18 protein-coding genes are annotated in these 12,496 nt (G+C 62.8%); 16 read left to right on the top strand and 2 right to left on the bottom strand.

Translation table 11 applies throughout. The features are described 5' to 3' along the window. Positions 1–38: 38 nt before the first annotated feature. The 4 genes from proV (at position 39) to P4826_RS18190 (ending at position 4,475) form a co-directional block, all read left to right on the top strand. On the top strand, positions 39–1,328 hold the full coding sequence (gene proV / locus P4826_RS18205) for a glycine betaine/L-proline ABC transporter ATP-binding protein ProV (protein WP_317703795.1): 1,290 nt from the start codon (positions 39–41) through the stop codon (positions 1,326–1,328). Positions 1,329–1,386: 58 nt separating this feature from the next. Next, on the top strand, positions 1,387–2,514 hold the full coding sequence (proW, locus tag P4826_RS18200) for a glycine betaine/L-proline ABC transporter permease ProW (RefSeq protein WP_317701753.1): 1,128 nt from the start codon (positions 1,387–1,389) through the stop codon (positions 2,512–2,514). Between the two features lie 75 nt (positions 2,515–2,589). Continuing rightward, complete coding sequence (proX, locus tag P4826_RS18195) at positions 2,590–3,600, top strand: glycine betaine/L-proline ABC transporter substrate-binding protein ProX (RefSeq protein ID WP_317701752.1); 1,011 nt, start codon at positions 2,590–2,592, stop codon at positions 3,598–3,600. 98 nt (positions 3,601–3,698) lie between these two features. Next, the gene (locus P4826_RS18190; protein WP_317701751.1) at positions 3,699–4,475 is read left to right on the top strand and encodes a Crp/Fnr family transcriptional regulator; all 777 of its coding nucleotides are present in this window, start codon (positions 3,699–3,701) and stop codon (positions 4,473–4,475) included. Between the two features lie 226 nt (positions 4,476–4,701). Here the strand turns inward: P4826_RS18190 and fumC are convergent, their stop codons facing one another. After that, positions 4,702–6,093 (bottom strand): class II fumarate hydratase, encoded by a 1,392-nt coding sequence (gene fumC, locus P4826_RS18185; RefSeq protein ID WP_317701750.1) that lies wholly within the window; start codon positions 6,091–6,093, stop codon positions 4,702–4,704. 188 nt (positions 6,094–6,281) lie between these two features. Between fumC and P4826_RS18180 the strand changes: the two genes are divergently transcribed. Together P4826_RS18180 and P4826_RS18175 are read left to right on the top strand one after the other, a co-directional pair. Further along, positions 6,282–7,841 (top strand): fumarate hydratase, encoded by a 1,560-nt coding sequence (locus P4826_RS18180; protein ID WP_317701749.1) that lies wholly within the window; start codon positions 6,282–6,284, stop codon positions 7,839–7,841. 218 nt (positions 7,842–8,059) lie between these two features. Further along, entirely contained in the window at positions 8,060–8,293 is a 234-nt protein-coding gene (locus P4826_RS18175; protein ID WP_317701748.1) for a DUF1010 domain-containing protein, read from the top strand. On the opposite strand, the gene P4826_RS18170 is transcribed toward P4826_RS18175, so the two are convergent. Then, positions 8,250–8,561 carry a hypothetical protein gene (locus P4826_RS18170; protein ID WP_317703810.1) on the bottom strand — a complete coding sequence of 104 codons (312 nt, stop codon included), beginning with the start codon at positions 8,559–8,561 and terminating at the stop codon, positions 8,250–8,252. The two genes, P4826_RS18175 and P4826_RS18170, sit on opposite strands and share 44 nt — an antisense overlap. Before the next feature lie 97 nt (positions 8,562–8,658). Between P4826_RS18170 and P4826_RS18165 the strand changes: the two genes are divergently transcribed. The 10 genes from P4826_RS18165 (at position 8,659) to P4826_RS18125 (ending at position 12,253) form a co-directional block, all read left to right on the top strand. Continuing rightward, entirely contained in the window at positions 8,659–8,916 is a 258-nt protein-coding gene (locus P4826_RS18165; protein WP_136828633.1) for a DUF1010 domain-containing protein, read from the top strand. A gap of 19 nt (positions 8,917–8,935) precedes the next feature. Next, positions 8,936–9,298, top strand: a complete 363-nt coding sequence (locus tag P4826_RS18160) for a bleomycin resistance protein (protein ID WP_317701747.1) — start codon at positions 8,936–8,938, stop codon at positions 9,296–9,298. Positions 9,299–9,366: 68 nt separating this feature from the next. After that, complete coding sequence (locus P4826_RS18155; RefSeq protein WP_317701746.1) at positions 9,367–9,612, top strand: DUF1010 domain-containing protein; 246 nt, start codon at positions 9,367–9,369, stop codon at positions 9,610–9,612. A 30-nt stretch (positions 9,613–9,642) separates the two neighbouring features. Beyond that, complete coding sequence (locus P4826_RS18150; protein ID WP_317701745.1) at positions 9,643–9,933, top strand: DUF1010 domain-containing protein; 291 nt, start codon at positions 9,643–9,645, stop codon at positions 9,931–9,933. Between the two features lie 20 nt (positions 9,934–9,953). After that, positions 9,954–10,508, top strand: coding sequence for an aminoglycoside N-acetyltransferase AAC(6')-Ib4 (locus tag P4826_RS18145; protein WP_003159191.1), 555 nt, complete (start codon positions 9,954–9,956; stop codon positions 10,506–10,508). 94 nt (positions 10,509–10,602) lie between these two features. After that, positions 10,603–10,851: a DUF1010 domain-containing protein gene (locus tag P4826_RS19685; protein ID WP_345785526.1), complete on the top strand. Its 249-nt coding sequence runs from the start codon at positions 10,603–10,605 to the stop codon at positions 10,849–10,851. A 16-nt stretch (positions 10,852–10,867) separates the two neighbouring features. Next, positions 10,868–11,113: a DUF1010 domain-containing protein gene (locus P4826_RS19750; RefSeq protein WP_317701744.1), complete on the top strand. Its 246-nt coding sequence runs from the start codon at positions 10,868–10,870 to the stop codon at positions 11,111–11,113. 16 nt (positions 11,114–11,129) lie between these two features. After that, on the top strand, positions 11,130–11,375 hold the full coding sequence (locus P4826_RS18135; RefSeq protein ID WP_317701743.1) for a DUF1010 domain-containing protein: 246 nt from the start codon (positions 11,130–11,132) through the stop codon (positions 11,373–11,375). A 16-nt stretch (positions 11,376–11,391) separates the two neighbouring features. Beyond that, the gene (locus tag P4826_RS18130) at positions 11,392–11,691 is read left to right on the top strand and encodes a DUF1010 domain-containing protein (protein ID WP_317701742.1); all 300 of its coding nucleotides are present in this window, start codon (positions 11,392–11,394) and stop codon (positions 11,689–11,691) included. Between the two features lie 13 nt (positions 11,692–11,704). Then, positions 11,705–12,253 carry a DUF4124 domain-containing protein gene (locus P4826_RS18125; RefSeq protein WP_317701741.1) on the top strand — a complete coding sequence of 183 codons (549 nt, stop codon included), beginning with the start codon at positions 11,705–11,707 and terminating at the stop codon, positions 12,251–12,253. The last annotated feature ends 243 nt before the right edge of the window (positions 12,254–12,496 follow it).

Raw genomic sequence — 12,496 nt, 5'->3', positions numbered from 1 at the left:
ACGGCGTCAACCCGCTTTCTCTACACAGGAGGGTCATGATGGCCAAGCAAATCATCATCGACCAGGTTTTCAAGGTCTTCGGGGACGCGCCCGAACAGGCCATGGATCTGGTACGCCAGGGCCTGGGCAAACAGGACATACTGGCCCGCACGGGCCATTCGATCGGCGTGTTCGACGCCAGCTTCACGATCGAGCCCGGCGAGATTTTCGTCGTCATGGGCCTGTCGGGCTCGGGCAAATCCACGCTGGTGCGCATGCTCAACCGGCTCATCGAGCCCACGGCGGGCCGCATCCTGGTCGATGGCCAGGACATCCATGCGCTGACCGACAAGGCCCTGCGCCAGTGGCGACGCAAGGACATCTCGATGGTGTTCCAGTCGTTTGCGCTGATGCCGCACATGACGGTGCTGGACAACACCGCCTTCGGCCTGGAGCTGGCCGGCACGCCCAAGGCCGAACGCCAGCAAATGGCGCGGCAGGCGCTGGAGCAGGTGGGCCTGGCCGAATGGGGCGCGAGCTACCCGGACGAGCTCTCCGGCGGCATGCAGCAGCGCGTGGGCCTGGCGCGCGCGCTGGCGGCCGACCCGGCCATCCTGCTGATGGACGAGGCCTTCTCGGCACTCGACCCCATCATCCGCACCGAGATGCAGTCCGAGCTCCTGCGCCTGCAGCAGCTCAAGCGGCGCACCATCGTCTTCATCTCGCACGACCTGGACGAGGCCATGCGCATTGGCGACCGCATCGCCATCATGAAGGACGGCCAGGTGGTGCAGGTGGGCACGCCCGACGAGATCTTGCGCAAGCCGGCGAATGGCTATGTGCGCGACTTCGTGCGCGGGGTGGATGCGGCGGCGGTGTTCAAGGCCGGCGACATTGCGCGCCAGGCCTTCACCGTGACATCGGCGCGCGAGGACCGCGGCAGCCGCGCCACGCTGCGCCTGCTGGAAGATTCAGACCGCGACCACGCCTACGTGCTGACCAGCCGCAAGCAATACCTGGGGGTCGTCAGCACGCAGTCGCTGCGCGACGCCCTGCACGGCCACCACGGGCCGCTGGGGCTGCGGCACGCCTTTCTGCCGGACATCCCCCAGCTTGCCGCCGACACCCCGGTGGCGGAGCTGTACGGCCCCATGGGCAGCGCCTCCTGCCCGCTACCCGTGGTGGCCGAGGACGGGCGCTTCCTGGGCGTGGTCAGCCGCACCACGCTGATGAAGTTCCTGGACCGCGACACGCCCCCCGTGCCGCCCCCCCAGGCCGAACGCGCGCCGGTCGCGCTGAACCCGCAGTTTCCCGATGGCACGGCCAACCCCGTCGCCCCGGCGGCCTGACAGCCGACACCCGTACCTGACGCCTGACACCTGATACCTGGCCCGCAAGAACCAGCCTATGAACGAGAACCAACACAACCCCCTAGCCACCAACACCCCGCCCCAGGACGACCCCTGGGCCGCAAGCACCGCCCCAGCCGACACCGCCAGCGCGCCCGACCCCTGGAGCACTGGCGCCAGCGATGCCACCACCGATGCCGCTAACGCCAGCGACTGGCTGTCGGGTGCCGCGCCCGCGCCAGCCGGCGGCGATGACGCCAGCACCGGCCTGGCCGGCCTGTGGCAGCAGCTCGGCAGCGACGGCCTGCCCGTGCAAGGCTGGATCAACGACGGCCTGGCCTGGCTGGTGGAGCACTTTCGCCCCTTCTTCCAGACCGTGCGCGCGCCCATCGACGCCACGCTCAGCGGCATCACCGACGCGCTGCTGGCCCTGCCCTGGCCGGTGATGGTGCTCCTCATCACGCTGCTGGCCTGGCAATTCGCCGGCCGCGCACTGGCCGTCGCCAGCGCCATCTCGCTCGCCGCCGTGGTGTTGCTGGGCATCTGGCCCGATGCCATGGTCACGCTGGCGCTGGTGCTCACCTCGCTGCTGTTCTGCGTGGTGATCGGCCTGCCGCTGGGCATCTGGCTGGCGAGCAGCGACCGCGCCCAGCGCTGGATGCGTCCGCTGCTGGACGCCATGCAGACCACGCCGGCCTTCGTCTATCTGGTGCCGGTCGTGATGCTGTTTGGCATCGGCAACGTGCCCGGCGTCATCGTCACCATCGTGTTTGCGCTGCCGCCGCTGGTGCGCCTGACCAATCTGGGTCTGCGCCAAGTGCGGCCGGACCTGGTCGAGGCCAGCCGCGCCTATGGCGCCTCACCCACGCAGTTGCTGCTCAAGGTGCAGCTACCGCTGGCCATGCCGTCCATCATGGCCGGCATCAACCAGACGCTGATGCTCAGTCTGTCCATGGTGGTCATCGCCTCGATGATCGCCGTCGGCGGCCTGGGGCAGATGGTGCTGCGCGGCATCGGCCGGCTGGACATGGGGCTGGCCACCGTCGGCGGCTTAGGGATAGTGCTGCTGGCCATCGTGCTCGACCGCATCACCCAGGCCATGGGCGAGCCGCGCCGTGGCGGCCAGCGCTGGTGGCACGGCGGGCCGCTGGGCCTGCTGCTGCGCAAGCGCACCAAGAAACAATAAAACCATAGCTATCCGCGCTTGATACACAAGTGCTACAGCCCATTTTTATCCAAAATTTTCACTCAGGAGATTCACATGCCACACCTGCCCCAAGTTCTGCGCCAACTGGCCGCCGCCACCAGCCTTGCCCTGCTGACCCTGGGCGCTCAAGCCCAGGCGCTGCCCGGCAAGGGCGTGACAGTGCTGCCGCTGAAAAGCTCCATTGCCGAGGAAACCTTTCAGACCCTGCTGGTGATGAAGGGCCTGGAACAACTCGGCTACGACGTGCAGCCGATCAAGGAGGTCGAGTACCCCACGGCGCATATCGCCATCGCCCAGGGCGACGCCACCTTTCTGGCCGACCACTGGAACCCGCTGCACGCCGACTACTACAAGAACGCGGGTGGCGACGCCAAGCTGTTTCGCAAGGGCGTCTACTCGGGCAACGCCGCCCAGGGCTATCTGATCGACAAGAAGACGGCCGACGCGCACCGCATCAGCAACATCGCCCAGCTCAAGGACCCGAAGATCGCCGCGCTGTTCGACACCAATGGCGACGGCAAGGCGGATCTCACCGGCTGCAACCCGGGCTGGGGCTGCGAGGCGGTGATCGAGCACCAGCTGGACGCCTACGGCCTGCGCCCCACCGTCACGCACAACCAGGGCAGCTACTCGGCGCTGATCGCCGACACCATCACGCGCTTCAAGGCCGGCAAGCCGGTGCTGTACTACACCTGGACGCCGTACTGGGTCAGCAATGAACTCAAACCCGGCAAGGATGTGGTCTGGCTGGAGGTGCCGTTCTCCTCACTGCCTGGCGAACAAAAGGGCAGCAACACCCAGCTGCCCAACGGCAAGAACTACGGCTTCGTCGTGAACAGCCAGCAGATCGTCGCCAACAAGGCCTGGGCCGAGAAGAACCCGGCCGCCGCCAGGCTGTTTGAAGTGATGCGCCTGCCCGTGGCCGACATCAACGCGCAAAACCATTTGATGAGCCAGGGTCAGAACCAGGCCGCCGACATCGAGCGCCATGTGAACGCCTGGATCAAGGCGCATCAGAAGACCTTTGACGGCTGGCTGCAGCAGGCCCGGGCCGTCGCGCATTGACAGGCGGCCGCGGCAAGCCAGGCCTTGCGCCACGGCAATGGCGCATATGCAAGCCCGGCCTAAAATGAGCAGTCAGTCACCGCGCCGCCTGCCTGCCCATGAACGCCACCCTGCGCCCCAGTCCCGATGCCCAGTCTCAACGCCCGCTGCTGACCGCCCGGGAGCGCGAAGCCATTGGTCGCAGCCCCTGGTTTGCCGCCCTCACGCCATCGCTGCGCCACGACATCCTGCGCCTGGGCCGCGTCACGCGCCACGCGCATGGCGAGGCCATCGTCGAGCAAGGCCAGACCATGCGCGACTGGTTCACCTGCGCCAGCGGCGCGCTGCGCTTTCGGCGCACCACGCCGGCGGGCAAGCAGGTCACGCTGGCCTATGTGGAGCCGGGCGTCTGGGTGGGCGAGGCCGAGGTGCTCTACGGCCGCCCCTGCACCTACGAGGCCCATGCCCATGGCCCGACCACGCTGCTGAGCGTGCCGGAGACGGCGCTGCGCTCGCTGCTGCAGCAGCACCCGACGTTCGGCGAGGCCCTGCTCACGCTGCAGGCGTGGAGCATGCGCTCGCTCTACACCATGATGGAAGACGTGGCCACCATGCCGCTGCGCGCGCGCCTGGCCAAGCAATTGCTGCATCTGCTGGAGCGCTTTGGCGCCCCCTACGCCGAACCCCAGGCGAGCCGTCCCCTGGGCCTGTCACTGACGCAGGACGAGCTGGCCGGCCTGCTCGGCGGCTCGCGCCAGCGCGTGAACGTGGAGCTGAAATGGCTGGAACAACAAGGCCTGATCAGCGTGCGCCCGCGTGGCGTGGAGGTGCATGACGCCGCCGGCCTGCAAACCCTGGTGGATCAGGCTGCGGACGAGGGCAAGACGGGGGGCTGAGGCGCACCTCGACCTACTTTTTTGATAGCGCTTCGCGCTGTATGGGCGGGCGCAACATATCACTTTGGCTTTTACTCCCTCGCCCCCTTGGGGGAGAGGGCGGGGGTGAGGGGGTGATTGGCTGCGGCGTCCGTCCTTGCCACCCTCACCCCAACCCTCTCCCGCACGCGGGAGAGGGAGTGACTGCCGCGCCAAAGAAACGCCTTGCACCATCAAGCGCCAGCACTCACCGCCCCACCATCTTCCCCGGCACCACCCATTCGTCGAACTGCGCCGCCGTGACATGGCCCAGGGCCAACGCCGCCTGGCGCAGGCTGCTGCCGTCCTGATGCGCCTTCTTGGCGATCTGCGCGGCCTTGTCGTAGCCGATGTGGGTGTTGAGCGCCGTCACCAGCATCAGCGACTGCTCCACCAGCTCGGCAATGCGCGCGCGGTTGGGCTCAATGCCCACGGCGCAATGGTCGTTGAAGCTCTTCATGCCATCGGCCAGCAGGCGCACGCTTTGCAGAAAGTTGTGCGCCACCATGGGGCGGAACACGTTCAGCTCGAAGTTGCCGCTGCTCCCCCCCACGTTGATGGCCACATCGTTGCCCAGCACCTGCGCGGCCAGCATGGTCAGGGCCTCGCACTGCGTGGGGTTGACCTTGCCGGGCATGATGCTGGAGCCCGGCTCATTCTCGGGGATAGTGATCTCGCCAATGCCGCTGCGCGGCCCGCTGGCCAGCCAGCGCACGTCGTTGGCAATCTTCATCAGGCTGGCGGCCAGGGTTTTCAGGGCGCCATGCGCGGCCACCAGCGCATCGCAGCTGGCCAGCGACTCGAACTTATTTGGCGAGGTGACGAACGGCAGCCCGGTCTGCGCCGCCAGGTCGGCGGCCACCTGATCGGCATAGCCCGGCGGCGCATTCAGCCCCGTGCCCACGGCCGTGCCGCCCAGTGCCAGCTCGCACAGGTGCGGCAGCGCATCGCGCACATGGCGCTCGGCATGCGCCAGCTGCGCCACCCAGCCCGAGAACTCCTGCCCCAGCGTCAGCGGCGTGGCGTCCTGCAAATGGGTGCGGCCAATTTTCACGATGTCGTCAAACGCCTGGGCCTTGGCGTGCAGCGTGGCGCGCAGCAGGGCCAGGGCCGGCAGCAGCCGCTCGGCAATGGCCTGCACCGCCGCCACATGCATGGCCGTGGGGAAGACATCGTTGCTCGACTGGCTCTTGTTCACATCGTCATTCGGGTGCACCAGGCGCGCCTGGCCGCGCGGGCCGCCCATGAGCTCGCTGGCGCGATTGGCCAGCACCTCGTTGACATTCATGTTGGTCTGCGTGCCCGATCCCGTCTGCCACACCACCAGCGGAAACTCTTGCGCATGCTGGCCGGCAATCACCTCGTCGGCCGCGGCCACTATGGCCGCCTGCTTGCGCGCCTCCAGCAGGCCCAGCGCATGGTTGACGCGCGCCGAGGCGCGCTTGACCCGGGCCAGGGCGTGGATGAGCTCGCGCGGCTGGCGCTCGCCCGAGATGTCGAAGTTCAGCAGCGAGCGCTGCGTCTGCGCGCCCCACAGCCGGTCGGCGGGCACGTCAATCGGGCCGAAGGTGTCGCGCTCCTGGCGGGTGTTGCTGGTCATGGCGGTAGTCCTTTCGTGGCGGGCCCAAGGCAATGCTGGCCCATTTCACCCCAATCGTCGGCGCAGGCAAAGACACGCCAGCTACCGCAGCATGGGTACCCATGCCCCCACGCATGCTCCTGCATAAGCCCCATGCAAGCTCGGGGGCGATAATCCCCGCATTTGTTTCACCCCACCCCTCTGCCTACATGACCACGACCATCCGTTACAACGACCTTGTGGAGTCCGTAGCTGCAGCGCTGCAGTACATCTCCTACTACCACCCGGCCGACTACATCGAGCATCTGGCGCGCGCCTACGAGCGCGAGCAATCGCCCGCCGCCAAGGACGCCATGGCGCAGATCCTCACCAACAGCAAGATGAGCGCCACCGGCCACCGCCCCATCTGCCAGGACACGGGCATCGTCAACGTCTTCCTGAAAATCGGCATGAATGTGCGCTTTGAAGGCTTTGCCGCCGACCAGAGCCTGGAAGACGCCGTCAACGAAGGCGTGCGCCGCGGCTACAACCATCCGGACAACACGCTGCGCGCCAGCGTTGTCGCCGACCCGCACTTTGCGCGCAAGAACACCAAGGACAACACCCCTGCCGTCATCAACGTGCAGATCGTGCCCGGCGACAAGCTGGACGTGACCGTGGCCGCCAAGGGTGGCGGCAGCGAGAACAAGTCCAAGATGATCATGATGAACCCCAGCGACAGCCTGGTGGACTGGGTGCTGAAGACCGTGCCCACCATGGGCGCCGGCTGGTGCCCGCCCGGCATGCTGGGCATTGGCATAGGCGGCACGGCAGAAAAGGCCGTGCTGCTGGCCAAGGAAAGCCTGATGGAAGACCTGGACATGTACGAGCTGCAGGCCAAGTCGCGCCGCGGCGAAAAGCTGACCCAGGTGGAGGAACTGCGCCTGGAGCTGTACGAGAAGGTCAACGCCCTCGGCATTGGCGCGCAGGGCCTGGGCGGGCTTTCCACGGTACTGGACATCAAGATCAAGATGTACCCCACGCACGCCGCCAGCAAGCCCGTGGCCATGATCCCCAACTGCGCCGCCACGCGCCACGCGCACTTCGTCATGGACGGCAGCGGCCCCGTGTACCTGGAGGCGCCCAGCCTGGATCTGTGGCCCAAGATCGACTGGGAGCCCGACTACAACAAGAGCAAGCGCGTGGACTTGAACAAGCTGACGAAGGAAGAAGTCGCCAGCTGGAAGCCCGGCGACACCCTGCTCTTGAACGGCAAGATGCTCACCGGCCGCGACGCCGCGCACAAGCGCATCCAGGACATGCTGGCCAAGGGCGAAAAGCTGCCGGTGGACTTCACCAACCGCGTCATCTACTACGTCGGCCCGGTCGATCCCGTGCGTGACGAGGCCGTGGGCCCCGCCGGCCCCACCACCGCCACGCGCATGGACAAGTTCACCGACATGATGCTGGAGCAGACCGGCCTGATCGCCATGATAGGCAAGGCCGAACGCGGCCCCGTCGCCATCGAGAGCATCAAGCAGCACAAATCGGCCTATCTGATGGCCGTGGGCGGCGCCGCCTACCTGGTCAGCAAGGCCATCAAGGCCGCCAAGGTAGTCGGCTTTGAAGACCTGGGCATGGAAGCCATCTACGAATTCGACGTGGTGGATATGCCCGTCACCGTGGCCGTGGACGCCGGTGGCACCAGCGCCCATATCACCGGGCCGGCCGAATGGCAGAAGCGCATTGCCACGGGGGAGTTCAAGGGGATTGAGGTGGCGTCGGCGTAAGCGCCCTGCCGCCCGTCTTCGTGCAAGAGACCGCCTTCGGGCGGTTTTTTTTTCAGACTTCGCAGTCTGATCCGCAAAATATTAGGTTTGGCTAAACGGTGACGTGATAGGATTCGCCTGTGAATGTTACGAAACGTGTTGTACATTCCGACATCCGCCGCTAAAATCGCTGTCGTCTAATTCTAGTTAGCACCACTGAAAACCAATTTATTTAGCCCATGTTTATTCAAACGGCATTCAGTTTCTCAAGCGTTGTTCAGCGCTGGGTTTGCCGTTTCTCCGGGCTTCGCCTGCTGGCGTTGTGTTTTGCAAGCGCTGTGCTGCCTCGGTGGCGCAGCGCTTTTTCGCAGTTCGTGCCCGTCGCCAAATCATGGCTACCCATTTTGGCTTCTGGTTCTAACATTTCGGTCAAGCCGACCCGCATTCTGCGGTCGGCTTACCTCGCCCGTTAGGTTGCACAGCCTTAGCTATCGCGGCATTTGCAGCAGCAGCCGGCAACCCCGTGTGTTCGGTGTACCAGTCGCGCAACTCGACCAGCGCTTCAAACAATTCCGGCGCAGCCGCTATAAGCCTGGCGTTTGCACCAACGTCACCACTTCCGCAATCGCGTACTTCTGCCAGATAACCCGGCTTTGCTCCGGCAATCACATGCTCTCCGTGCGTTGGCGATCCGTTCGTCTTGCAATACCGCCACGGCCCCGGCGTATGTTGTGTTTGCATTTCAATCTCCTTAGTGTGCAACCTAACAATTCAATGCAGGCGAACCCGCTTCGCGGGTCGCCTGATTTCAGGCGTTAGCCCGCTCCAAAATCCATTTATGCAGGCCCGCATTTATTCCAGCGTTTTGCCCATCGCAAAGGTTCGGCCTTTGGGGTTTGGCCGTTGCGCCGGGCTTCGCCTGCAATCACTGCGCGGGTTTCAAGCCTTTTTGGCCTCTAGCGCCCGTCCCGCGTGCGCTAGCAGCTCTTTCTTTGGTAGCGTTTCGCGGGTGCGCAGCGCTTTTTCAAACCCCGTCGGGTCTAACCCGGCGGTCAAGCCGATCCGCCTTCGGCGGCCGGCTTACCTCGTTCGTTAGGCGGCAAGGAGAGATCATCGTGACTCAAACAGTCATACCCCAGCTTAGGATCATCAGCGCTGCCGCTAGCTTGCCGTTCTACGTGCAAGGCCTTGGCTTCAAGGTTGACTGGCAGCATCAGTTCGATCCTGGCTTCCCACTCTTCCTGCAACTAACCAGGAACGATCAAACGATCTTCGTGACCGAGCACACGGGGGACTGTGAGGTGGGTGGTGCCGTCTATTTCGTTGTGCCTGACGTTGATGAGTGCTTCCGCCTCTTCAGCGCGGGCGGCATCAAGCCAACTGAGGCTCCACAAGACACACCGTGGGGTTCCAGAGAAATGGTTGTCACGGACCCGGACGGCAATCGGTTGCGGTTCGCCACCCATGTTGTCGCCTAACAATTCATTCAAGCCGACGCCGCTTCGCGGCGCGGCTTAACTCAGGTGTTAGTCCCATCACCCGCTTTATGCGCGCAGCCACTTATTTCAGCGCTCGGCCCTGTTCAAAAGGCTTATCTGCCTTTTGGGCCCCCAGCGCTTGTGCAGCAAGCGCCACCAGCTATCCTTCTTGCAGCGCTGCGTCGCTTCCGTGGCCCAGCGGTTTTTCGTGGGCCGCGCCCTTCTTCAAGGCAGGGCGCTCCCTTTTGGCCTTCGGGTCTAACTCTGCGTTCAAGCCGACCCGCCTGCGGCGGGCGGCTTACCTTGGCCGTTAGTCCCAAAGAAACCACCGCTTTATTTAGCCCATGTTTATTCAAACGGCATTCAGTTTCTCAAGCGCTGTTCAGCGCTTGGCTTGCCGTTTCTCCGGGCTTCGCCTGTTGGCTTTGCGTCGGTTTATGGTCTTTTTGGCCTCCAGCCCTTGCGTAGCAAGCGCAAGCAGCTATTGTTTTGCAAGCGCTGCGCCGCCTCGGTGGCGCAGTGCTTTTCCGCAGTTCGCGCCCGTCGTCAAGTTACGGTTACCCGTTTTGGCTTCTGGCTCTAACATTTCGGTCAAGCCGACCCGCATTCTGCGGTCGGCTTACCTCGCCCGTTAGGCATCACAAAGTACAGCATCGTGACCAACAGCAACGATTCCGTCACACTGCGCCTCATGACTGAGCATGACCTTGCGATGCTCTATGAGTGGCTAAATCGATCTCATATTGTCGAGTGGTGGGGCGGAGAAGAAGCACGCCCGACACTTGCTGACGTACAGGAACAGTACTTGCCAAGCGTTTTAGCGCAAGAGTCCGTCACTCCATACATTGCAATGCTGAATGGAGAGCCGATTGGGTATGCCCAGTCGTACGTTGCTCTTGGAAGCGGGGACGGATGGTGGGAAGAAGAAACCGATCCAGGAGTACGCGGAATAGACCAGTCACTGGCGAATGCATCACAACTGGGCAAAGGCTTGGGAACCAAGCTGGTTCGAGCTCTGGTTGAGTTGCTGTTCAATGATCCCGAGGTCACCAAGATCCAAACGGACCCGTCGCCGAGCAACTTGCGAGCGATCCGATGCTACGAGAAAGCGGGGTTTGAGAGGCAAGGTACCGTAACCACCCCAGATGGTCCAGCCGTGTACATGGTTCAAACACGCCAGGCATTCGAGCGAACACGCAGTGATGCCTAACCCTTCCATCGAGGGGGACGTCCAAGGGCTGGCGCCCTTGGCCGCCCCTCATGTCAAACGTTAGCCTGCTTTTTATTCCTACTCATTTCAGCCCATGAATATTCAAGCGCCATTTACCCTCGCAAGCGTTTATCCGCTGGGTGTTTGGCGTTCGCTCGGGCTTCGCCTGCGTGGGTTGCGACAGTTTCAAGCCTTTTTGGCCTCTAGCCCTTGTGCAGCAAGCGCAAGCAGCTATTGTTTTCGTAGTCCGTGGCCTGTGCGGTCACTTTCGTTTTTGCGCTTTGGGTCTAACCCGGCGCTCAAGCCGACCCGCATGCTGCGGGCGGCTTACCTAGTCCGTTAGTCCCATCACCCGCTTTATGCGCGCAGCCACTTATTTCAGCGCTCCGCCCTGTTCCAAAGGCTTTCAAGCCTTTTGGGCCTCCAGCGCTTGCCAGCCAAGCGCCACCAGCTATTATTCTTGCAGCGCTGCGCCGCTCTCGTGGCCCAGCGCTTTTTCGTGGGCCGCGCCCTTCTTCAAGGCAGGGCGCCTCCTTTCGGCCTTCGGGTCTAACTCTGCGGTCAAGCGGACCCGCATTCTGCGGGCCGCTTACCTTGGCCGTTAGTCCCATCACCCGCTCTATGCGCGCAGCCACTTATTTCAGCGCTCGGCCCTGTTCCAAAGGCTTCCAAGCCTTTTTGGCCTCCAGCGCTTGTGCAGCAAGCGCCACCAGCTATCATTCTCGCAGCACTGCGCCGCTTTCGTGGCCCAACGCTTTTTCGTGGGCTGCGCCCTTGTCCAAGTCCGGGCGCTTCCTTTTGGCCTTCGGGTCTAACTCTGCGGTCAAGCGGACCCGCATTCTGCGGGCCGCTTACCTTGGCCGTTAGTCCCATCACCCGCTTTATGCAGGCCGTTATTAATTCCAAGGTTTTGCCTTTCTCAAAGGTTTCTCCTTTGGAGTTTGGGCTGCCCGCTGGGCTTCGCCTGCATGCGTTGGGCAAGTTTTCAGTCTTTTTGGCCCCTAGCGCTTGCCAGTCAAGCGCCACCAGCTATCATTCTTGCAGCGCTGCGCCGCTTCCGTGGCGCAGCGCTTTTTCGTGGGTCGCGCCCGTCCTCAAGTCCAGGCGCTCCCTTTTGGCCTTCGGGTCTAACTCTGCGCTCAAGCCGACCCGCCTACGGCGGGCGGCTTATCTGGGCCGTTAGGGTGGCAAATATCATGAAAAACCGACAATTCCTGTCTTTTATATTTTTTGTGCTTTCAATGTCAACGGGGTACGCACAAGTATACAAATGCAGCGTCAATGGGCGTACAGTATTTTCTGATCTCCCCTGTCAAGCAGGCTCTACTGGTGGTTTAATTCAAGAAAAAAAAGATCCCGAACAAATTTATCAAGAACGCTTGAAAGCACTTGAGGCAGAAAATCGAAAATTGCAGCAACAAGCCTTGCAGCGCGAGCGGCAAATTAACCAGCAATATGCTCAACCACAACCTGTACAAAGCCAGACACCCCAAGCTGGCATTCGTTATGATGTTTCTGTATCAGAACAAACACGACGGTGTGATATGGAGAAAAACACCATCACTAACAAGAACCGTCGAGAGGGCGCAGAATGTTTAAAATTGCGGTCAATGTTAAATATGCCAGAACCCACTCGTGTAATTATTAATAATCAAAACACGCCAAGCCATCCAAGAACAGTTATCAACAACCAAACAGGGCGTCCATGTACCGTTTTCCCTGGTGGGCACATGGAATGTCATTGAGTCTCTTGACTGCCCCCATATTAAGTCGCCACTGTGTCCTAACATTTCGTCGCAGCCGACCGCCTACGGCGGCGGCTGAACTCAGGGCGTTAGCCGTGTTGTCCAGCACTCCGGCAACTCCAAGATCAGAGCCGAGTGTTCCGTGCGGCGCAATCAGCCGTCCATTTATGTCGCTACCAACATCGCGTGCGTCACGCCGTTCGCCACTCCACGGGTTAAACAGCCATGCACAACCATGCCCAT

The sequence above is a fragment of the Diaphorobacter limosus genome (assembly GCF_033100095.1).
Lineage (GTDB): Bacteria > Pseudomonadota > Gammaproteobacteria > Burkholderiales > Burkholderiaceae_C > Alicycliphilus > Alicycliphilus limosus.
This window is presented reverse-complemented; position numbering and strand designations above follow the sequence as displayed.

Bases quoted from the DNA above. Each gene is read 5' to 3' on its own strand.
- P4826_RS18170 (WP_317703810.1), bottom strand. From the start codon at position 8,561: ATGCAAACACAACATACGCCGGGGCCGTGGCGGTATTGCAAGACGAAC.
- P4826_RS19750 (WP_317701744.1), top strand. From the start codon at position 10,868: ATGCGCGCAGCCACTTATTTCAGCGCTCCGCCCTGTTCCAAAGGCTTT.
- proV (WP_317703795.1), top strand. From the start codon at position 39: ATGGCCAAGCAAATCATCATCGACCAGGTTTTCAAGGTCTTCGGGGAC.
- P4826_RS18155 (WP_317701746.1), top strand. From the start codon at position 9,367: ATGCGCGCAGCCACTTATTTCAGCGCTCGGCCCTGTTCAAAAGGCTTA.
- P4826_RS18150 (WP_317701745.1), top strand. From the start codon at position 9,643: ATGTTTATTCAAACGGCATTCAGTTTCTCAAGCGCTGTTCAGCGCTTG.
- proX (WP_317701752.1), top strand. From the start codon at position 2,590: ATGCCACACCTGCCCCAAGTTCTGCGCCAACTGGCCGCCGCCACCAGC.
- proW (WP_317701753.1), top strand. From the start codon at position 1,387: ATGAACGAGAACCAACACAACCCCCTAGCCACCAACACCCCGCCCCAG.
- P4826_RS18130 (WP_317701742.1), top strand. From the start codon at position 11,392: ATGCAGGCCGTTATTAATTCCAAGGTTTTGCCTTTCTCAAAGGTTTCT.
- P4826_RS18165 (WP_136828633.1), top strand. From the start codon at position 8,659: ATGCAGGCCCGCATTTATTCCAGCGTTTTGCCCATCGCAAAGGTTCGG.
- P4826_RS19685 (WP_345785526.1), top strand. From the start codon at position 10,603: ATGAATATTCAAGCGCCATTTACCCTCGCAAGCGTTTATCCGCTGGGT.
- P4826_RS18175 (WP_317701748.1), top strand. From the start codon at position 8,060: ATGTTTATTCAAACGGCATTCAGTTTCTCAAGCGTTGTTCAGCGCTGG.
- P4826_RS18135 (WP_317701743.1), top strand. From the start codon at position 11,130: ATGCGCGCAGCCACTTATTTCAGCGCTCGGCCCTGTTCCAAAGGCTTC.
- P4826_RS18125 (WP_317701741.1), top strand. From the start codon at position 11,705: ATGAAAAACCGACAATTCCTGTCTTTTATATTTTTTGTGCTTTCAATG.
- P4826_RS18190 (WP_317701751.1), top strand. From the start codon at position 3,699: ATGAACGCCACCCTGCGCCCCAGTCCCGATGCCCAGTCTCAACGCCCG.
- fumC (WP_317701750.1), bottom strand. From the start codon at position 6,093: ATGACCAGCAACACCCGCCAGGAGCGCGACACCTTCGGCCCGATTGAC.
- P4826_RS18180 (WP_317701749.1), top strand. From the start codon at position 6,282: ATGACCACGACCATCCGTTACAACGACCTTGTGGAGTCCGTAGCTGCA.